This is a genomic window from Novosphingobium sp. GW835-FHT14H07 (assembly GCF_058793515.1).
Genome location: NZ_JBXAFX010000008.1, coordinates 58,189 through 77,683, shown reverse-complemented (window position 1 = coordinate 77,683; position 19,495 = coordinate 58,189). Strand labels below are relative to the sequence as shown.

At 62.9% G+C, this 19,495-nt stretch carries 16 protein-coding genes and 2 tRNA genes; 8 read left to right on the top strand and 10 right to left on the bottom strand.

The features are described from left to right. The 8 genes from nuoL to AC1Q5P_RS09490 are packed head-to-tail and all read left to right on the top strand — an operon-like array spanning position 1 to position 9,989. Positions 1–2,049 (top strand): NADH-quinone oxidoreductase subunit L, encoded by a 2,049-nt coding sequence (nuoL, locus tag AC1Q5P_RS09525; RefSeq protein WP_492518794.1) that lies wholly within the window; start codon positions 1–3, stop codon positions 2,047–2,049. Beyond that, a complete protein-coding gene (locus AC1Q5P_RS09520) occupies positions 2,046–3,587 on the top strand; it encodes an NADH-quinone oxidoreductase subunit M (RefSeq protein ID WP_193828087.1) in 1,542 nt (513 codons plus the stop codon). The genes nuoL and AC1Q5P_RS09520 overlap by 4 nt, the downstream gene beginning before the upstream one ends. Next, the gene (nuoN, locus tag AC1Q5P_RS09515; RefSeq protein WP_492518793.1) at positions 3,587–5,050 is read left to right on the top strand and encodes an NADH-quinone oxidoreductase subunit NuoN; all 1,464 of its coding nucleotides are present in this window, start codon (positions 3,587–3,589) and stop codon (positions 5,048–5,050) included. The genes AC1Q5P_RS09520 and nuoN overlap by 1 nt, the downstream gene beginning before the upstream one ends. A gap of 4 nt (positions 5,051–5,054) precedes the next feature. After that, positions 5,055–5,786 carry a biotin--[acetyl-CoA-carboxylase] ligase gene (locus tag AC1Q5P_RS09510; RefSeq protein ID WP_492518792.1) on the top strand — a complete coding sequence of 244 codons (732 nt, stop codon included), beginning with the start codon at positions 5,055–5,057 and terminating at the stop codon, positions 5,784–5,786. Beyond that, a complete protein-coding gene (locus AC1Q5P_RS09505) occupies positions 5,770–6,555 on the top strand; it encodes a type III pantothenate kinase (protein ID WP_039331337.1) in 786 nt (261 codons plus the stop codon). Before AC1Q5P_RS09510 ends, AC1Q5P_RS09505 begins: the two co-directional genes overlap by 17 nt. Further along, positions 6,552–8,204, top strand: coding sequence for a ribonuclease J (locus AC1Q5P_RS09500; protein WP_492518791.1), 1,653 nt, complete (start codon positions 6,552–6,554; stop codon positions 8,202–8,204). The genes AC1Q5P_RS09505 and AC1Q5P_RS09500 overlap by 4 nt, the downstream gene beginning before the upstream one ends. 4 nt (positions 8,205–8,208) lie before the next feature. After that, positions 8,209–8,481: a DUF1467 family protein gene (locus AC1Q5P_RS09495; protein WP_492518790.1), complete on the top strand. Its 273-nt coding sequence runs from the start codon at positions 8,209–8,211 to the stop codon at positions 8,479–8,481. A gap of 2 nt (positions 8,482–8,483) precedes the next feature. Next, complete coding sequence (locus AC1Q5P_RS09490; RefSeq protein WP_427465107.1) at positions 8,484–9,989, top strand: glycosyltransferase family protein; 1,506 nt, start codon at positions 8,484–8,486, stop codon at positions 9,987–9,989. A gap of 3 nt (positions 9,990–9,992) precedes the next feature. Here the strand turns inward: AC1Q5P_RS09490 and phoB are convergent, their stop codons facing one another. The 10 genes from phoB to recJ all read right to left on the bottom strand — a co-directional run bounded on the left by phoB (position 9,993) and on the right by recJ (position 19,432). Further along, positions 9,993–10,682 (bottom strand): phosphate regulon transcriptional regulator PhoB, encoded by a 690-nt coding sequence (gene phoB / locus AC1Q5P_RS09485; protein ID WP_039331331.1) that lies wholly within the window; start codon positions 10,680–10,682, stop codon positions 9,993–9,995. Positions 10,683–10,757: 75 nt separating this feature from the next. Continuing rightward, positions 10,758–11,444 carry a phosphate signaling complex protein PhoU gene (gene phoU, locus AC1Q5P_RS09480; RefSeq protein ID WP_039331329.1) on the bottom strand — a complete coding sequence of 229 codons (687 nt, stop codon included), beginning with the start codon at positions 11,442–11,444 and terminating at the stop codon, positions 10,758–10,760. 9 nt (positions 11,445–11,453) lie between these two features. Continuing rightward, positions 11,454–12,269, bottom strand: coding sequence for a phosphate ABC transporter ATP-binding protein PstB (gene pstB / locus AC1Q5P_RS09475; protein ID WP_062342130.1), 816 nt, complete (start codon positions 12,267–12,269; stop codon positions 11,454–11,456). Position 12,270: 1 nt separating this feature from the next. Beyond that, entirely contained in the window at positions 12,271–13,527 is a 1,257-nt protein-coding gene (gene pstA, locus AC1Q5P_RS09470) for a phosphate ABC transporter permease PstA (protein WP_492476461.1), read from the bottom strand. Between the two features lie 7 nt (positions 13,528–13,534). Beyond that, complete coding sequence (pstC, locus tag AC1Q5P_RS09465) at positions 13,535–14,917, bottom strand: phosphate ABC transporter permease subunit PstC (protein ID WP_427465102.1); 1,383 nt, start codon at positions 14,915–14,917, stop codon at positions 13,535–13,537. A 22-nt stretch (positions 14,918–14,939) separates the two neighbouring features. After that, positions 14,940–15,986, bottom strand: a complete 1,047-nt coding sequence (locus tag AC1Q5P_RS09460) for a substrate-binding domain-containing protein (protein ID WP_082734345.1) — start codon at positions 15,984–15,986, stop codon at positions 14,940–14,942. 83 nt (positions 15,987–16,069) lie between these two features. Then, positions 16,070–17,194, bottom strand: coding sequence for a sensor histidine kinase (locus AC1Q5P_RS09455; protein ID WP_492518842.1), 1,125 nt, complete (start codon positions 17,192–17,194; stop codon positions 16,070–16,072). A gap of 232 nt (positions 17,195–17,426) precedes the next feature. Further along, positions 17,427–17,501 (bottom strand) — tRNA-Glu (locus AC1Q5P_RS09450). A 60-nt stretch (positions 17,502–17,561) separates the two neighbouring features. Continuing rightward, positions 17,562–17,636 (bottom strand) — tRNA-Glu (locus AC1Q5P_RS09445). An 80-nt stretch (positions 17,637–17,716) separates the two neighbouring features. Continuing rightward, a complete protein-coding gene (gene recJ / locus AC1Q5P_RS09440) occupies positions 17,717–19,432 on the bottom strand; it encodes a single-stranded-DNA-specific exonuclease RecJ (RefSeq protein ID WP_492518789.1) in 1,716 nt (571 codons plus the stop codon). Positions 19,433–19,495: the final 63 nt, after the last annotated feature.

Genomic DNA, 19,495 nt, shown 5'->3' with positions numbered 1-19,495 from the left:
ATGTCTTCCATCCTGATCATTGTATTCCTGCCGCTTCTGGCAGCAATCGTCGCCGGCCTCGGCAACAAGAAGCTGGGCGCAGTTCCGGCCAAGGTGGTGACCACTGGCGCGCTGTTCATCTCGTGCGCGCTGTCCTGGCCGATCTTTATCTCTTTCCTGGGTGGAACGGCCGAGGCAAGCGTCACGCCGGTGCTGCACTGGGTCAAGTCGGGCGCGCTCGACTTCGCATGGGCGCTCCGGGTCGACACGCTTACGGCAGTCATGCTGGTGGTCATCACCAGCGTCTCGGCGCTCGTCCACCTGTACTCGTGGGGCTACATGAGCGAGGAGCCGGATCAGCCGCGCTTCTTCGCCTACCTGTCGCTGTTCACCTTCGCCATGCTCATGCTGGTGACGGCGGACAACCTCGTGCAGATGTTCTTCGGTTGGGAAGGCGTGGGCCTCGCCTCCTACCTTCTGATCGGCTTCTGGTTCCGCAAGCCTTCCGCCAACGCTGCCGCTATGAAGGCCTTCGTGGTCAACCGCGTCGGCGACCTCGGCTTCATGATGGGCATCTTCGGGACGTTCCTGGTGTTCGGCACAGTGTCGATCCCGGCGATCCTCGAAGCCGCGCCCGGCATGGCCGGCTCGACCATCGGTTTCCTTGGCTACCGCTTCGACACGATGACCGTGCTGTGCCTGCTGCTGTTCATCGGCGCGATGGGCAAGTCGGCGCAGCTTGGTCTGCACACGTGGTTGCCTGACGCGATGGAAGGCCCGACTCCGGTATCGGCGCTGATCCACGCTGCCACCATGGTGACAGCGGGCGTGTTCATGGTCTGCCGTCTGTCGCCGATGTTCGAAGTCAGCCCAACGGCGCTGTCGTTCGTGACCTTCATCGGTGCGATGACGTGCATCTTTGCGGCAACCGTCGGCACGACGCAGACCGACATCAAGCGCGTGATCGCCTATTCGACCTGCTCGCAGCTGGGCTACATGTTCTTTGCGGCAGGTGTCTCGGCCTATGGCGCGGCGATGTTCCACCTGTTCACCCACGCCTTCTTCAAGGCGTTGCTGTTCCTGGGTGCCGGTTCGGTGATCCACGCGATGCACCACGAGCAGGACATGCGGTACTATGGCGGCCTGCGTAAGAGCATTCCGCTTACCTACTGGGCGATGATGATGGGCACGCTGGCGATCACCGGCGTCGGCATTGTCGATGTGTTCGGTTTTGCAGGTTTTTACTCGAAGGACGCGATCCTTGAGGCGGCCTATGCCAAGGGCACCGAACTGGGGCACTTTGCCTTCTTCATCGGTATCTTTGCAGCGCTGCTGACCAGCTTCTATTCGTGGCGTCTGGTGTTCCTGACCTTCTTCGGCAAGCCGCGCTGGGAGCAATCCGAGCATATCCAGCACGCGGTACACGATGCTCATGGGCATGACGATCATGCTCACGGGCACGATGACCACGCTCATGCGCATCATCATGACGAGTACAGTGACGGCACGGCAGGCTATCACCCGCATGAAAGCCCGCTGAACATGCTTGTGCCGCTCGGCGTCCTGGCGCTTGGCGCGGTGCTGGCAGGCTTTGTTTTCCATCACAGCTTCGTGAGCGAAGGCACCGGACATTTCTGGAAGGGCTCGCTCGTGTTCGCGGAACACACGATCCATGCAATGCACGCAGTGCCGACATGGGTTAAGTGGGCGCCGTTTGCGGTCATGGCCACCGGCCTGCTGATCGCCTGGTATGCTTACATCAAGAACACGAAGTTCCCGGCCGCGTTCGTCGAACAGTTCGGGTTCCTCTACAAGTTCCTGCTCAACAAGTGGTACTTCGACGAGCTTTACCACTACGTTTTCGTCGTTCCGGCGATGTGGCTTGGCCGCGTGTTCTGGAAGGTTGTCGACCAGGGCGTGATCGATCGCTTCGGCCCGAACGGTGCCGCTTGGGTCGTCGCTCAAGGCAGCCGCGCCGCCGCCAAGCTCCAGTCGGGGTATCTCTATAGCTATGCGCTGGTCATGCTCGTCGGCCTTGTCGGCGCGATCAGCTGGGTGATCGCACAATGACCGGTTTTCCGATCCTCTCGCTGATGCTGCTGGTGCCGCTGGTTGCGGCAGTGGCCTGCCTTGTCGTTCCTCGTGAACAGGCGCGTTCCGTTGCGCTTGTCGCCACTTTGATCGACTTCGTTCTGGGGGTGATCCTCTGGGCACAGTTCGACATCGGCGGCGCGCAGTGGCAATTCACGGAAAGCGCCGCGATCTTCTCGGGCTTCTCGTGGAAGCTCGGCATCGATGGCATCGCGCTGCTGCTGATCGCGCTGACCGTGTTCCTGATGCCGATCTGCATCGGCGCCAGCTGGACCTCGATCGACAAGCGCCAGGGCGAGTATTACGCGGCGTTCCTGCTCATGGAAACGCTGATGATCGGCGTGTTCGCGGCGCAGGACCTGTTTCTGTTCTACATCATGTTCGAGGCCGGCCTGATCCCGATGTACCTGATCATCGGCGTGTGGGGCGGGGCGGAGCGCATCTACGCCAGCTACAAGTTCTTCCTCTACACGCTGCTCGGCTCGGTGCTGATGCTGATCGCGATGTTCTGGATGGTGAACGAAGCCGGCACGACCGACATCCCGACGCTGATGGCCTACAACTTCCCGGTGCAGGCGCAGACCTGGCTGTGGCTGGCCTTCTTCGCGAGCTTTGCCGTGAAGATGCCGATGTGGCCGGTCCACACCTGGCTGCCTGACGCGCACGTGCAGGCGCCCACCGGCGGTTCGGTGATCCTTGCGGGTGTCCTGCTGAAGATGGGTGGCTATGGCTTCATCCGCTTTTCGCTGCCGATGTTCCCCGAAGCCTCGGCGCAGTTCGCGCCGCTGATCTTCGGCATGTCGATGGCGGCCGTGGTCATCACCTCGCTGATCGCGTTGGTGCAGCACGACATGAAGAAGCTGATCGCCTATTCCTCGGTCGCGCACATGGCGATCGTGACGATTGGCCTGTTTGCCTTCAATCAACAGGGTCTCGAAGGTTCGATGCTGATCATGCTGAGCCACGGCCTGGTTGCAGGCGCGCTCTTCCTCAGCGTGGGCGTGATCTATGACCGTCTGCACACGCGCGAAATTGCGCGCTATGGCGGCTTGTCGATCAACATGCCGTATTACGCGGTGTTCCTGCTGCTGTTCACGATGGCCTCGATCGGGCTTCCGGGTACGAGCGGTTTCGTTGGCGAGTTCCTGTCGCTGATGGGCGTCTACCAGATCTCGAGCTGGGTTGCCCTGATTTGCACCACCGGGATCATCCTTGGTGCGGCATACATGCTCTACCTTTATCGTCGCATTGCCTATGGCGAGCAGAAGAACGCCGATGCCGCCGCGATGCTCGATCTCGACAAGCGCGAGTGGGCGATGATGGTTCCGCTTGCTGCCGTGGTGCTGTGGATGGGCGTGTACCCTGAAAGCTTCATCGCGCCGATGCGCAAGGATATTGCCGCGCTTGATGCGCGCCTCGCGCAAGCCAAGCCCAAGGGCGATGCGCAAGTAACTGCTGGAAAGCCGATGGCTGCTGCCCATTCTGAACATGAAGCCGCGCACGGGGAGGCACACTGATGGACTTCGCCCGTTCGCTCGCTCTCACCTCACCCGAAATCCTCCTTTCGGTTTCGGGTCTGGTGCTGCTGCTGATCGCCGCCTGGGGCGGTGACAAGGCCTCGCGCCTGATCTCGATCCTTGCCGTTGCTGTCCTGACGGTTTGCGCCATTCTTACTGCGCCTGCACTGTGGGGGCAGGCAATGGGGCCGGACGTGACCGCGTTCGGTGGCCAGCATCGCGCCGATGCCTTCGCCGCGTTCGCCAAGTTGCTGATCTACGCCAGTGCTGGCGTGACGCTGATCGTTGCGCAGTCGTTCTTCGACAAGGCTCGCGCAATGCGCGCAGAATTCCCGCTGCTGGTGCTGTTCGCCTCGCTCGGCATGGGCATGATGGTGTCTGCAGGTGATCTGCTGGCGCTTTACATCGGCCTCGAGCTGAACAGCCTTGCGTCCTATGTGTTGGCTTCGTTCCTGCGCACCGACGAGCGGTCGGCGGAATCCGGCCTCAAATACTTCGTGCTTGGCTCGCTGGCTTCAGGTATACTGCTGTTCGGCATGAGCCTGACCTACGGCTTCACCGGCACGACCAGCTTTGGCGGGATCAATGCTGCGCTTGCGGGCGGCCTGTCGACCGGAGCGACGTTCGGCCTCATTTTTGTGCTCGCAGGTCTTGCCTTCAAGATCAGCGCGGCGCCGTTCCACATGTGGACGCCCGACGTTTACGAAGGCGCGCCGACGCCGGTAACGACGTTCTTCGCCACTGCGTCGAAGGTCTCGGCGCTGGGCCTGCTGGTGCGCGTCAGCTTCGAGGCTTTCGGTAGCCAGCCGCATGCCTGGCAGCAGGTCGTGATCTTCGCCTCGCTGCTGTCGATCGTTATCGGCGCGCTGGGTGCGATCGGCCAGAACAACATCAAGCGCCTGATGGCCTATTCGTCGATCAACAATGTCGGCTTCATCCTGATCGGGCTTGCGACGGCAACGCGCGCCGGTGCTTCGGCGATGCTTGTCTACATTGCGATCTACGTAGCAATGTCGGTGGCAGGCTTTGTTGCGGTGCTGCTGCTGCGCGACGAGAACGGTGAACAGGTCGAAGCGATCTCCGACCTGGCTGGCCTTTCGAAAACGCGCCCCTGGATTGCCCTTGCGATGGCGTCGGTGATGTTCAGCCTTGCCGGTATTCCGCCGCTGTTCGGCTTCTGGGGCAAGTTCGTGGTGTTCCAGGCCGCAGTGCAAGCCGACATGATCGTGCTCGCCGCGATCGGCATCGCTGCATCGGTGATCGGTGCGTTCTACTACCTCAAGGTTGTCAAGGTCATGTACTTCGACGAACCGGCGGATGTGGTGAAGGGCGCTGGCGAGACTTCGCATACCGTGCTGCTGGTGCTGTCGAGCCTTGCGATCTCGCCGCTCGGCTACCTTGGCACCAAGTGCCTCGATACACTCGCGGGATACGCTGCCGCAGCGCTGTTCCCGGTCGGCTGATCACTTGATCGAAACCGTCGCCGAAATTCCCTCGACCAATGGTGCGCTGCTCGCGCGCCTTGGCGGGGGAGAGGCGTTGGCCGAAGGTGACTGGCTGGTTGCTGACCGGCAAAGCGCTGGGCGCGGGCGCGCAGGGCGGGCGTGGAGCGACGGCTTCGGGAACTTCATGGGTTCGACGGTCGTCAACCTTCGTGGTTCCGATCCGTTGCCCCAGACGCTGGCTCTGGTTGCCGGGCTGGCTGTGCACGAGACGGTGAGCGCCATCGCTCCGACACTGGCTGATCTCTGGCTGAAGTGGCCGAACGACCTGCTTGTTGGTGATGCAAAGCTGGCGGGCATTTTGCTCGAGCGGCAGCGTGATGCGGTGGTCATCGGAATTGGCGTAAACCTCGCGCAAGCACCCCAAGTACCTGACCGGTCGACGGCGTCGCTGAGCGATTGCGGCATCGACATTTCCCGCGACCGGTTCGCCAGCGATCTGGCTGCGCGGCTTGGCGATGCAGTTGACCGGTGGCACTACGGCGAATGGCCGCTGCTGCGCCAGCAGTGGATTTCCCGCGCCTTGCCCACAGGGACGCTTGTTTCGGTCAAGGATAGCGACCACGGCACCATCATGGGTGCGCTTGCCGGCATCGATGATGACGGCGTTGCCCTTCTTCGCTTGGCGGACGGGGCGGTCCGTGCCATCCACGCTGGCGACATAGATATGGTGGGAACTCATGCTTCTGGCGGTTGACGTCGGCAATACCAACATCGTCTTCGCACTGTTCGAAGGTCGCGAGATCAAGTCACGCTGGCGTGTTGCGACTGATCCACGCCGCACGGCTGACGAGTACGCAGTGTGGCTGTTGCAACTCATGCAATTGCAGGGTTTTGACCGAAAAGCCGTGAGCAAGATCATCATCTCGACAGTTGTGCCGCGCGCGCAGCACAACCTCGAGGTGCTCTCGCAAAAGTACTTCGGGCTCGATCCGCTGATCGCAGGGCAGGCTCCCGTGGAATGGGGCTTCGAGGCAGATGTCGACGAGCCGCGCTCACTTGGCGCAGACCGTGCCGTCAATACCGTGGCGGCCCACGCCAAGTATGCTGGTGACCTGATCGTCGTCGATTTCGGCACAGCCACGACATTCGACGTGGTAGACTTCAATGGTGCCTACAAGGGCGGGATCATCGCACCCGGGATCAACCTGTCGCTCGATGCGTTGGTGACGGCAGCCGCAAAGCTGCCGCGCATTGCAATCGCGCCGCCGCGAGGCAACGACCGCCGGGTCATTGGTCGCAACACCGAAGACCAGATGCAGATCGGTGTGTTCTGGGGCTATGTCGCAATGATGGAAGGCCTGATCGCGCGGCTGCGTTCAGAGATTGGTCGCCCGGCCAAGATCATTGCTACGGGCGGCCTGGCCGTGCTGTTTGACGAACATACCGAGATTTTCGATCACGTGGATACCGATCTTACCCTCGACGGCCTCGCGATCCTTGCTGAAAGAGTGTCTGATTCGTGAAGCCTGCCAAGGAACTCCTCTTCCTCGCCCTTGGTGGCTCGGGCGAGATCGGGATGAACGTCAACCTTTATGGGTGTGACGGCAAGTGGCTGATGGTCGACCTCGGCATGACCTTCGCCGACCCGTATTACCCCGGGATCGACCTGGTTTTTGCAGACCTCGATTTCATTGAGCAGCGTCTCGATGACCTTGTCGGTATCGTCCTGACGCACGCGCACGAAGACCATATCGGTGCCGTGCCATACTTCGCGCAGGACCTTGGCGTACCGCTTTATGCGACGCCTTTCACGGCCAAGCTGGTGCATGAGAAGCTGGTCGAAGCGGGGATCGAGGAAGAGGTCGAGCTCAACGTCATCGACCACCTTGATCGCTTCGAACTGGGGCCGTTCGGCATTCGCTACGTGCCGCTGGCGCACTCGATTGCGGAAGGCAATGCGCTGCTCATCGACACCCCGCATGGTCGCATCTTCCATACCGGCGACTGGAAGCTGGACGACGAACCGCGCATCGGCACCCCGGCGACCGAGGAGGAATTGACCGCAATCGGTGACGAGGGCGTGCTGGCGCTGGTCTGCGATTCCACGAACGTGTTCAATCCCAAGCCATCGGGTTCGGAAGGCGAAGTGCGGGCGGGGTTGCTCGAGGCGGTTGGAGCGCAGAAGGGGCGTCGCGTCGTCGTCACCACATTCGCTTCCAACGTGGCGCGCCTCCAGACGCTCGGTGAGGTGGCCGAGGCTACCAATAGGAAGTTGTGCGTTGCGGGCCGCTCGCTCGACCGTATCATCCGCGTTGCGCAATCGTGCGGCTATCTCAAGAACTTCCCTGATCTGGTCCATGTCGACGATGCAATGGACGTGCCGCGCGGCGAACTGCTCGTGCTGGCGACAGGCGGGCAGGGTGAGCCGCGCGCGGCACTGGCACGCATTGCCGGCGATCAGCACCCGGTGCGGCTTGAGAAGGGCGACGTGGTCCTGTTCTCCAGCCGCCAGATCCCGGGAAATGAACTTGCCATCGGGCGCATCCAGAATGCGCTGGTAGAGAAGGGCGTGCGGATCGTGACTGACAGACAGTCAATGATCCATGTCTCGGGTCACCCCGGTCGCCCTGAACTGGTGGCGCTGTATGACTGGATCCGGCCGGAGATCCTCGTGCCCGTCCACGGCGAAATTCGTCACATGGCCGAGCAGGCGCAACTGGGCCTGGACGAAGGCATTCCCAAGGCGATCCTGCAGAAGAACGGCGATTTGATCCGGCTTGCACCCGATGGCCCGAAGAAGCTTTCGGAAGAACGCGCTGGACGTCTGGTGCTCGACGGCGACATCATAGCCCCCGCCGATGGCGAGGGCGTCGTGGCGCGGCGCAAGCTTTCGCAGAACGGCCTGATCACGGCGGCGCTTGCGGTGCGGCACGATGGGCAACTGCTTTCTGACGTGGAGATCGCCTCGATCGGCATTCCGTTGGACGAAGACATGGAGGCCTTCGTGGCCGAGGCCAAGGTCGAGGCATCGCAGGCCGTGCGGAACCTGAAGGGTGATCGCAAGCGGGATCGCGTGGCCGTGGCAGAAGCCGTCAGGCTGGCGGTCCGTCGCACCGGACAACGCTGGTCGGGCAAGAAGCCGGTCGTGCAAGTGCTGCTGCGGGAAAGCTGAACCCATGAAGATCACGTCGATCATTGCGATTTACGGGCTGTTCTGGGTGATGGCGGCGTTCGTCGTCCTCCCGTTCGGTGTGCGCACGCATGACGAGCTCGGGCAGGAGAAGGTGCTCGGGCAGGCCGACAGTGCGCCTGGCAACTTCAATCCGCGCAAGATCGCGATCCGTGCGACGATCCTTTCGGCCGCGATGTTTGCGTTCTTCTATGCGAACTATTTCAATGGCTGGATCACCGTGGCCGACCTCGATTTGACGACCTACTTCCCGCACTGACTGTGGCTGGGGGGGCTGGAACGAGTGGGGAGACAAGACAGCGTCGGATAGACCCGGCGCTGGCATGGCTGCTGGTCCTCGCGCTTTTCTTCCGAATTCCGATCTCGCTGTTCACCGTCTATCACCACGCGGACGAGATATGGCAGTATATCGAGCCGGCCTACGGCTTGATAACTGGCGACTGGATCCGCACCTGGGATATCCGCCTCGGCATTCGCAGCTGGTTGATCCCGCTGGTCATGGTCGGGCCGGTCTGGCTTGGGCATGCGCTCGATCCCGCTGGCGAGTTGCACCTGGTCCTGCCGCGCCTGTGCATGGCGGTGGCATCGTTGGGGACGGTCTGGGCCGGGTGGTCGCTTGGCGCGCGGATCAGCCGGACACATGCGATAACGGCCGGGTTCGTTGCCGCGGTCTGGGTGGACTTTGCCTACTTCGCCTCGCGCACTTCGAGCGATACTTTCTCGGTCCTCGCCATTCTGCCGGGATTGGCGCTGCTGGTTCGGTTTCGGGACCAAGGCAATCGCCGCGACGCGCTGATCGGCGGGTTCCTCCTGGGTCTTGGCTTCATCATGCGGTTTCCGCTCGGCCCGGCCCTGGCAATCCCGTTTCTGTGGGCCGGACGGTTTGAACTGCGTCGCGCATGGCTGCCGCTGCTGGTCGGCGCAACCGGCGGTGTGCTGTGCGACGTGCTGGCCAACCTTGCCATGGGCGAGATGCCGCTGGTCTGGATCTACAACAATGTCTTTGCCAATGTCGTCGCCAACCGCAGCCATGCCTATGGGGTCGAGGCACCGGAATGGTATCTGCAGGTACTGATCTGGCAGTGGCAGTGGATCGCAGTAGCGCTGGTGCCTGCCCTCCTGTTCGGGGCGAGGCGCTATCCCATGCTGGTGGCAACGGCAGCGGCAGTGATCGCCATCCATTCGGCAATCGGCCACAAGGAGTATCGCTTCATACTGCTTGCAGTGCTGCTGCTGATACAGGTGGCCGCCATCGGTTCGGTCGATCTTGCGCAGCGCCTGGCCGCCAGGCGCAAGCGGGAGCTGGGCCGGATGGGCCTTGTTCTCGTCCTTGGCCTGTGGCTGGCGGCATCGGTGCAAGTGGCGGCGACAGAGCCTTTCGTGATCAACTGGGGTGTTGGCAAGGCGCCGCTGCGGGCTATGCGGACCGTGCGCAGCCAGCCGAACTTCTGCGGACTGGCAACCTATCGCATCCGTGACGTGCCGTTCGTCTCGCGCGCGGTGCTCAACCGCAAGGGGCAGACGCTGTTGATCGAGGGGCGGCAGGCTCCCCGTATCGCGGCGCAGGCGCAGGCGCGCTACAACGTTGCCGTGGCACCGGCCGAACACATGGGGGAGTTGCCGCCAGCCTATCGCTTCGTCGGCTGCATGTCGCCGAAAAAGCCGCTGTTCGAGCAGCAGTACTGCGTATTCCGGCGGGAAGGGCCGTGCACCGAACCGGGTGGTGATCTCGATTACAACGCGGTGCTGGTCCGCATCGACAAGTAGCGGTCAAACGCCCTCCAGAGCATAGCCAGCCGAGCGTACTGTCCGTACGGGATCGGCCGCACCGGGGATGGCAATGGCCTGACGCAGGCGGCGGATGTGGACGTCGACCGTGCGCAGCTCGATGTCGCTGCCGCTTCCCCAAACCGCGTCGAGCAACTGTCCGCGCGAGAATACGCGACCGGGATGTTCCATGAAGTGCTTGAGCAGGCGAAACTCGGTCGGACCGACCTTCATCGGTGTGCCGCGACGCATGACGCGGTGTGCTGTCGGGTCGAGCGACAGATCGCCGACCGTGATCGTCTCACCAGCCAGGGCCGGGCGCACCCGGCGCAGGACTGCGCCCACGCGGGCGATCAGCTCGCGCGGGGAGAAGGGCTTGGTGACGTAATCGTCCGCGCCGATCTCAAGCCCGCGGATGCGATCGTCTTCGTCAGAGCGGGCAGTGAGCATGATGATCGGAACGTGCGCCGTCTCCTTGTTGCGACGCAGCCGGCGGCATACTTCAATACCGCTGGTGCCACCGATCATCCAGTCGAGCAGGACGAGGTCGGGGGCATCCTCGGCGGCGAGAAGCAGGGCCTCGTCACCGTCGTCGGTGGTGCGCACGTCGTAGCCTTCGCCGCGAAACCGGTATTCGACCAGTTCGGCCAGGGCGGTGTCATCTTCAACCAGCAGCAACTTCGGAGCAGGCACGCAAACCTCCTTGACGGTCAGTTTGCCAAGACACGACCAATGTTACCGCCTTGTGACGAAACCCCAAAAAGGGCCTCATGCTGGCGGCAGCACTTCCTCGCGATCCGGCAGGTTCATGCCCGTGGCGGCATAGTAGACCATTTCGGCGATGTTGGTGGCATGGTCGCCAATGCGCTCGATATTGCGTGCGACGAACAGGAGCTGGGCAGCGCTGCTGATCGTGGCGGGGTTTTCGACCATGAACGACACGAGGTTGCGGAAGATCGAATCGTAGAACGCATCGACCTTGGCATCGCGCTGGACGATCTCGGCCGCGGCAACAGGATCGCGCGCTGCGAAAGCTGTCAGCACGTCGTGAACCATCTCTGCGGCGAGGTCGTTCATCGCTGGAATCAGGGTCAGCGGTTCGAAGCGCTTGCGCCCTTCGATGATGCCGACGCGCTTGGCGATGTTCTTGGCGTAATCGCCGATCCGCTCGATCACGCCAGCGATCTTTAGTGCGGCGATGACTTCGCGCAGGTCGTCAGCCATGGGCGCGCGCAGGGCAAGGACGCGGATGGCGAGCTTGTCGACTTCGGCTTCGAGCTGGTCGATCCGCTTGTCGCGCGCGATTACGCCGGCGGCGAGGTCATGGTCGCCACGCAGCAGCGCATCCATCGCCTCGGACACGGACAGTTCAGCAAGGCCGCCCATTTCCGCGACAAGGCCGCGCAGCCGGGTGATGTCCTCGTCGAAAGCCTTGACGGTATGTTCGGCCACCATGTCTTCCCCTTACCCGTAACGTCCGGTGATGTAGTCCTTCGTCCGTTCCTCGCGCGGATTGGTGAAGATATCGGAAGTCTTGCCGTATTCGACGATCTTGCCAAGGTGGAAGAACGCCGTCCGCTGCGATACGCGCGCAGCCTGCTGCATTGAATGGGTGACGATGACGATGGCATAGCGGCCACGCAACTCGTCGATCAGCTCCTCGATCCGCGCAGTGGCGATGGGGTCCAGTGCCGAGCAAGGCTCGTCCATGAGGATGACTTCGGGATCGACGGCGATGGCGCGGGCGATGCACAGGCGCTGCTGCTGCCCCCCGGAGAGCGCGGTGCCGCTGTCGTTCAGGCGATCCTTCACCTCGTCCCACAGGCCGGCCCGGCGCAGCGACTGCTCGACGATCTCGTCAAGCTCGGCCTTGCTGCCGGTGATGCCGTGGATCTTGGGGCCGTAGGCGATGTTTTCGTAGATCGACTTGGGGAAGGGGTTCGGCTTCTGGAATACCATGCCAACGCGGGCGCGTAGCTGCACCACGTCCATGCCGGACTTGTAGATGTCCTCGCCGTCGAGCAGGATATCGCCTTCGACCCGAGCGCTGGCAATCGTGTCGTTCATGCGGTTGAGCGTGCGCAGGAACGTGGACTTGCCGCAGCCCGACGGGCCGATGAACGCGGTGACATAGCGCTGCGGAATCTCGATGGACACGTCGTCAATCGCCCGCTTCTCGCCGTAGAACACCGAGACGTTCTTCGCGCTCATCTTCGACGGCGCATCGAAGTAGGGCTTGTCGTCCTGCTTCACTGCAGTCTGGATCGCTTCAGCGTTCATTTTACCACCGCTTTTCGAAACGGTTGCGCAGGTAGATCGCAAGACCGTTCATCAGGAGAAGGAAGACGAGCAGGACGACGATCGCCGCGCTGGTGCGCTCGACGAAGCCGCGGTCGATCTCGTCGGACCACAGGAAGATCTGTACCGGCAGCACCGAGGAAGGCGCGGTGAAGCCGGAAGGCGGGCTGGCCACGAAGGCGCGCATGCCGATCATCAGCAGTGGCGCAGTTTCGCCCAGCGCACGGGCCATGCCAATGATCGTGCCGGTGAGGATCCCCGGCAGAGCGAGAGGCAGCACGTGGTTGAACACCACCTGCACCTTGCTGGCCCCAATGGCGAGCGCGGCATCCCGGATCGACGGAGGCACTGCCTTGATCGCATTGCGGCCGGAGATCACGATGACCGGCATGGTCATCAGCGCCAGCGTCATGCCGCCGATCAGCGGGGCAGAGCGATAGTGCGGGAAGATGGCCAGGAACACGGCAAGGCCAAGCAGGCCGAAGATGATCGATGGCACTGCCGCCAGGTTGTTGATCGAAATCTCGATCCATTCGGTCCAGCGGTTCTTCGGCGCATATTCTTCGAGGTAAAGAGCCGACAGCACGCCCACCGGGAAGGCCAGGACCAGCGTGATGAACATCGTCAGGATCGAGCCCTTGAGGGCGCCCCAGATGCCTACTGACTGCGGGCTGGTGGCATCCGACCGGCTCAGGAAGCCCTTGTCGAACACGCGGACCAGCTTGCCTTCGCTTGCCAGTTTCCCGGCAAGCTGCTGCATTTCCGGTTCACCTTCGCCGCGCTGTGCAGAAGCAAGGTCGTCGCTCGCAGGGAGCGAGGCGCTGTAGGTGCTGCCCAACAGCGAGGGATCCGCGATAATGGCAGTTGCGACCTCACGCCAGGCACCCTGGCCGACAAGGTCGTCGGCTTCGGGGCCGAGCGCGGTCTTCGCAGCATTGCCGACGACCTTCTCCAGCCCTGCAAGTTCCAGCCCGCCCATGGGATCGGGCTGGGCAAGGCGCTTGGCGTCGATCTGCATCGAGCCCGCCAGCGGAATGTCGAATCGCACTTCGCTGCGCTGGAAACCGGCAATGCCCGCCGAGCTCATGTTGATCAGCAGGAATGCCAGCATCAGCGCCGAAAAGGCGACAGCGACAAAACCGAGCCAGCGAAAGCGCCTGTCGGCGGCGCGGCGCTTCGCCAGCCCCTTGTCCATCAGCGCCCGCCTGCGCGCCTGCACGTCTGAAGTGGTCTCGGTCATCGCAGGCTCACTCATAAGCTTCGCGGTAGCGCTTCACCACGCGCAGGGCGATGAAGTTCAGCGTGAGGGTGACAAGGAACAGGACCATGCCGAGCGCAAACGCAGAAAGTGTTGCGGGATGGTCGAAGCTGCCTTCGCCGGTCAGCATGGCGACGATCTGGAACGTCACGGTGGTCATGCTTTCAAACGGGTTGGCGGTAAGGTTGGCTGAAGCGCCTGCAGCCATGACGACGATCATGGTTTCGCCGATGGCGCGGCTGACCGCGAGCATCACGCCGGCGACGATGCCGGGCAGGGCAGCGGGGATCAGCACCTTGCGGATCGTTTCCGAAGTGGTCGCACCCATCGCAAGACTGCCGTCGCGCATGGCCTGCGGCACGGCGGCGATGGAATCGTCGGCCATCGAGGAGACGAACGGGATGATCATCACGCCCATGACAAGGCCCGCAGCCACGGCGCTTTCGGTCGATGCGCTGGATATGCCGATGGCCTGCGCTGCGTCGCGCACCATCGGGGCAACGGTGAGAGCCGCGAAATAGCCGTAGACCACCGTGGGCACGCCAGCGAGGATTTCGAGCAGCGGCTTCAGCACCTTGCGCACGCCGCTGCTGGCATACTGCGTGAGGAAGATCGCGCTCATCAGGCCCAGCGGGATGGCGACGATCATGGCGATGATCGCGCCGATGTAGATCGTGCCCCAGAACAGCGGAATCGCGCCATAATCGGCTCCATCTGGCGTGCCTGAACTCATCGGGTCTGGCGACCAGTGCGTGCCGAACAGGAAGTCCAGCGGCGATACCATGCCGAAGAAGCGCACAGTCTCGAACACCAGACTGACGATGATCCCGATCGTTGTCAGGATCGCCACCAGCGAGGCGATCAGCAGCAGCGCCATGACCGCGCGTTCGACGCGGGTACGGGCGGTAAAATCGGGCTTGAGGCGCAGGAATGCAAATGCGCCACCGGCAAAGGCGACGAGGATCGTCACGACAAGACCGATGGAGTCATAAAGCGTGATCGCCGCGCGGAACGGAGCGACAAGCCCCTGCGCTTCCTCGTTGAACACTCCGAAAGCGCGGCCTTCGGCAACGGCCCTGGCTTCTGCCAGCATCGTCTCGCGCTCGAAGCCGAACCCGGGCAGCAACGAGGCGGCCGGGTCGGCCAGGACCTGCCCGGTGATCAGCGTCGGGCTGATCGCGTTCCACAGCACGGCAAAGAGCAGGGCTGGTACGCCGATCCACAGGGCGACGTACCAGCCGTGGAAGTTCGGCAGCGAGTGGAGGCGCACCCCGGGCGCCGCCTTGCGGAAAGCCCAGGCGCGCGAGCGTGCCGCCAGCCAACCGAACAGGCTCAACCCGAAGGCGAGCAAAAGCAGGATGGATGACGACATGGCCCCCGACTTACTCCAATTCTTACTTCAGCTGCGAACCATCAAGGACCGGCAGGTCGGCAACAGCCTTCGCGCTCCCCGCTAGCACATCGTCAGGTGCAACCACCATGCCGAGCTTGGCAAGCGCGCCATCCTTGCCCCACAGCTTTGACCATTCGGTGACAAAGCCCTGCAGGCCGGGAATTGCCTTGAGGTGCGCCTTCTTTACATAGATGTAGAGCGGGCGGGCACCGGGATAGGAAAAGTCCGAGATCGTTGCGTAGGTCGGCTCGACGCCCTTCATCGTCAGGCCCTTGATACGGCCCTTGTTCTCTTCGAGGTAGGAATAGCCGAAGATGCCGATGGCCTTCGGGTTAGCCTCGATCTTCTGGACGATCAGGTTGTCGTTTTCACCAGCGTCGACGTAGGCGCCATCATCGCGCACTTCGCTGCAGACTTTGTCGTGCTTGTCCTTGTCGCTGTCCTTGAGCGCCTTCATCTCGGCGTTCTCGTCGCAACCCTTTGTCAGGATCAGTTCCTTGAGGGCATCGCGCGTGCCCGAAGTCGACGGCGGGCCGTAGACGAGGATCGGCTCGTTCGGCAGCGAAGGATTGACGTCCTTCCAGGTCTTGGCGGTGTTGGGCTTGCCATAGGGGTTCTTGGCGAGCGCCTTGTAAACGTCTTCCGGGCTCAGCGCGATGCCCGGGCCGCCTTGCGCTTCGGCAAAGGCAACGCCGTCGAGACCAACCTGGATTTCGACAATGTCCTTCACGCCGTTCTTCTGGCAGTCCTCGAATTCGGACTTCTTCATGCGGCGCGACGCATTCTCGATATCGGGGTGCTGTGCGCCGACACCTGCGCAAAACAGCTTCATGCCGGCGCCTGTGCCCGTCGATTCGATGATCGGCGATTTCAGCGAAGGATCGGACTTGGCCAGCGATTCGGCAACGGCCTTCGCGAAGGGATAGACGGTGGAAGAGCCGACGGCGCGAACCTGATCGCGGGTAGCGGCTTGCTGGCCTCCGCAGCCGGCCAAGGCAAGCGCGCCAAGGGCAGCAGCGGAAAGCGAAATCGTGCGAATCTTCGACATGGGTCTTTGGCCTTCATCCGTGTTGGCAAGGGCCCAATGCGACGGTTCCATGACAGGTTTATGACAAGGCTGGAAATGCGCAGTCAATCTGCGGAAACATTCGCCGCCGGCGCCAGCGGGATTCGCACCGTGACGGTTGTGCCAACTCCCAAGGTCGAAGCGATATCCAGCTTGCCGCGATGGCGTTCCACGATGTGCTTGACGATGGCGAGACCAAGGCCCGTGCCGCCAGCGGCACGGCTGCGTCCGGGATCGGTGCGATAGAAACGGCGGGTCAGGTAGGGCAGGTGATCTGGGTGGATGCCTTCGCCCTTGTCGGTCACGACAAGTTCGGCCTCGCTCCCATGGACGGCGAGGTCGACACTGACTGGCTGTGTCGGGTCACCATATTTCAAGGCGTTGTCGATCAGGTTGCGGACAAGCTGATCCAGTTGCTGACGATCGCCAAGCACCACACCTTCGTCGGCGCGCACCACGACCCGGCCTTCGCCGACGGTCATGGCAGTTTCGCTGGCGATGCTGCCCACCATCTGGCCCAGATCGATGCGATCGCGCGGAAGCTCGTGCTTCTCTGCCTCGATCCGCGAGAGCGACATGAGATCTTCGACCAGGCTCTGCAGCCGACGAGCTTCGCGCAGCACTGTTGCGTGGAATTTGGCGGTCGTTGCCTCGTCGACCCTGGCATCGGGATCTGCAAGCGTTTCGATATAGCCGATGATCGAGGCGAGCGGCGTGCGCAGCTCATGACTGGCGTTGGCGACGAAATCGGTATGCGAGCGGCTGATGTCGGCTTCGGCGGTGCGGTTGACCATTTCGATCAGCGAGAACCGCTCGTCGATCGGCACGCGGCTTACCTGCCAGATGGAGCGTGCGCCCGTCAGCCCTCGTACGAGTGCGCGGCCCTGCGGCTTCTTGAGCAGGTTGATGGCTTCTGGATGGCGCAATGCCACGCGGGCATCCTGCCCGACGATATGCGCGCCCAGTTCCTCTCGCGCAGCGGCATTGGCCGCGGCGATGCGCTGGCCATCAAGCATGAGAACAGGAAGGCCGAACGGCTCGACCAGTTCGATCATCGCCTGACGCGACACGCTACCATCGTCGCGATCGAGCGTCTCGACCACCGGTTCGGGGCGCGCCAGCCACAGTGTTGCCAGCCAGACGACGAGCACAGCGAGCGACATCCAGAATCCGGTGCCGCCCAAAAACATCACGACGGCTGCGCAGAGCGCAACGAATATGCTGGGGAGTGGCAGCGACAAACCCTTCATCGAATCATGCCGTGTGGATTGTTGTTGCCCGCGAATCGCCGATCCATGTGTCGGCTTCGTTGCAGCGCGGATAGGCGAGAGCAGGTGGGGCGCGCAAGCGCGCGGCGTGCAATGTCACATTTGGTCTTTGCGACGCGTGTGCCGATGAATTTGAAATTCCCACCACGAACGGTGGTGACCCCTACGGGAATCGAACCCGTGTTTCAGCCGTGAGAGGGCCGCGTCCTGACCGCTAGACGAAGGGGCCATTCCGCTGGAAGGCCTTGGCGTTGCGCTGCCGCTTCACCTCCCGAAGGAGGGAAGCAAGTGGTGACCCCTACGGGAATCGAACCCGTGTTTCAGCCGTGAAAGGGCCGCGTCCTGACCGCTAGACGAAGGGGCCACTGGGCTTGCGCCGCTGGGCAGGTCCGCGCCTCTAAGGGGAGGATGGCGGGGCGTCAAGCGGCGAATTGCAGAAAAATTTCAGTCGGCGAATGCAGCGTCCTCCACATGGAGTTCTGCGGCGGGGCGGCTGCCCCAGTCATCGATCTTTGCACGCCCCGCCAGCCAGAACTGTCGGCCTCGCGAACCGTGCAGCAGCGTCTGGCCCATTTCGCTTTGCGCCGCGCGGAAGGCGATCGCCTTGAAGGAGTGGCCGTCGGCGCCTGCGGCCACCATGCGCACGTGATCGGCGCCGACGAGATCGCATTTCACCAGTCTTACCGGACCAACTGCTACACGCGGGCCGGGCCAGCCTATTCCGAAGGGGCCGGCCGCCTCTAGGGTTTCGACCAGCGAGGGGCGCAGGCCGCCGGGCGCCAGCGACAGATCCAGCAGTAGCGATTGAGCGCCTCGTGCCCCGGTTACATCGCGCGCGAGTCGCTCGTCCAGCCAGTCTGCCAGAGTATTGAGCCGCGACGGATCGATCGTCAGGCCGCAAGCCATGGCATGCCCGCCCCCTGCCACGAGCAGTCCGGCCTCGCGCGCGGCTATGATTGCAGCGCCCAGGTCCACCCCGGCGATGGATCGGCCCGAGCCTTTGCCCATGCCTGCTTCGTCAGCATCAAGCGCGATCACCAGCGAGGGCTTGCCGGTCTTTTCCTTGATTCGCCCGGCCACGATGCCGATCACGCCGGGGTGCCAGCCGCGCCCGGCCAGAACCATGACCGCACGGTTATGCTGCGCGGCGATCTGTGCTTCGGCCGCTTCCTGCACTTCCTGCTCGATCGCGCGCCGTTCCTCATTGAGCCGAGACAGCTGCGCCGCAATTTCCCGAGCCTCATCCGGGTCCTGCGTTGTCAGCAGGCGCACTCCGAGCGTTGCTTCACCCACGCGGCCGCCTGCGTTGATTCGCGGGCCCAGTGCAAAGCCGAGGTCACTGCATGTGGGCGCGCGCGACAGGCGACTGGCGTCAATCAGCGCCGACAGGCCAATATTCTCGCGTCGCGCCATGATCTTCAGGCCCTGAGCTACCAGCGCGCGGTTGAGGCCCTTTAGCTGGGCCACGTCGGCTACGGTGCCGAGTGCAACGAGATCGAGCAGGCCCATGAGGTCTGGCGCCTTGCGGCCTTCGAAATATCCGCGCCCCCGCAGTTCGCGGACGATGGCAACGGCCAGGAGGAAGGCAACGCCCACTGCGGCAAGATGGCCGTGCGCGGCGGCCTCGTCACATTCGTCGAGCCGGTTCGGATTAACCAGGGCGACTGTCCGGGGCAGTTCGGGCGGGCATTTGTGATGGTCGACAACGATCACGTCGACCCCGGCCTGCGCTGCCGCCTCAAGCGCCTCGTGCGCCATCGCTCCGCAATCGACGGTGACTATCAGGTCGCTACCTTGCTGGGCCAGACGGACGAGCGCTTCGCCTGAAGGGCCGTAGCCTTCGAGCAGGCGGTCGGGGATATAGTGGCCTGCGCTCACGCCGAGACCTCGCAGCAGCAGGATCAGCAGCGCTGCGCTGGTCGCGCCGTCGACGTCGTAGTCCCCGTAAATCGTGATCTGCTCGTTGCGCTGGATGGCATCGGCGATGCGGCGGGCTGCTTCGTCCATGTCCCGGAACAGCGAAGGATCGGGCAGGAAATCGCGCAAAGTCGGGCGGCGATGGCGTTCGAGATCATCGGGCGAGACGCCACGCGAAAGCAGCAATTGGGTAACAATGGCCTCCTCGCCGTCTCGGGCACTGCCGCTTTGCCCTAAGTCCATGTTGCCTCCGCGCCAGCGCCAGGCCTGGCCCGAAAGAGATCGTGTTATCGCAGTGACCGGAAT

What these genes read in the sequence shown, in the direction of transcription:
- AC1Q5P_RS09520 (WP_193828087.1), top strand. Translation starts at nt 2,046, where the DNA reads ATGACCGGTTTTCCGATCCTCTCGCTGATGCTGCTGGTGCCGCTGGTT.
- phoU (WP_039331329.1), bottom strand. Translation starts at nt 11,444, where the DNA reads ATGGTGGCCGAACATACCGTCAAGGCTTTCGACGAGGACATCACCCGG.
- AC1Q5P_RS09455 (WP_492518842.1), bottom strand. Translation starts at nt 17,194, where the DNA reads ATGTTTTTGGGCGGCACCGGATTCTGGATGTCGCTCGCTGTGCTCGTC.
- AC1Q5P_RS09460 (WP_082734345.1), bottom strand. Translation starts at nt 15,986, where the DNA reads ATGTCGAAGATTCGCACGATTTCGCTTTCCGCTGCTGCCCTTGGCGCG.
- AC1Q5P_RS09495 (WP_492518790.1), top strand. Translation starts at nt 8,209, where the DNA reads ATGAAGATCACGTCGATCATTGCGATTTACGGGCTGTTCTGGGTGATG.
- pstB (WP_062342130.1), bottom strand. Translation starts at nt 12,269, where the DNA reads ATGAACGCTGAAGCGATCCAGACTGCAGTGAAGCAGGACGACAAGCCC.
- recJ (WP_492518789.1), bottom strand. Translation starts at nt 19,432, where the DNA reads ATGGACTTAGGGCAAAGCGGCAGTGCCCGAGACGGCGAGGAGGCCATT.
- pstA (WP_492476461.1), bottom strand. Translation starts at nt 13,527, where the DNA reads ATGACCGAGACCACTTCAGACGTGCAGGCGCGCAGGCGGGCGCTGATG.
- nuoN (WP_492518793.1), top strand. Translation starts at nt 3,587, where the DNA reads ATGGACTTCGCCCGTTCGCTCGCTCTCACCTCACCCGAAATCCTCCTT.
- pstC (WP_427465102.1), bottom strand. Translation starts at nt 14,917, where the DNA reads ATGTCGTCATCCATCCTGCTTTTGCTCGCCTTCGGGTTGAGCCTGTTC.
- AC1Q5P_RS09505 (WP_039331337.1), top strand. Translation starts at nt 5,770, where the DNA reads ATGCTTCTGGCGGTTGACGTCGGCAATACCAACATCGTCTTCGCACTG.
- nuoL (WP_492518794.1), top strand. Translation starts at nt 1, where the DNA reads ATGTCTTCCATCCTGATCATTGTATTCCTGCCGCTTCTGGCAGCAATC.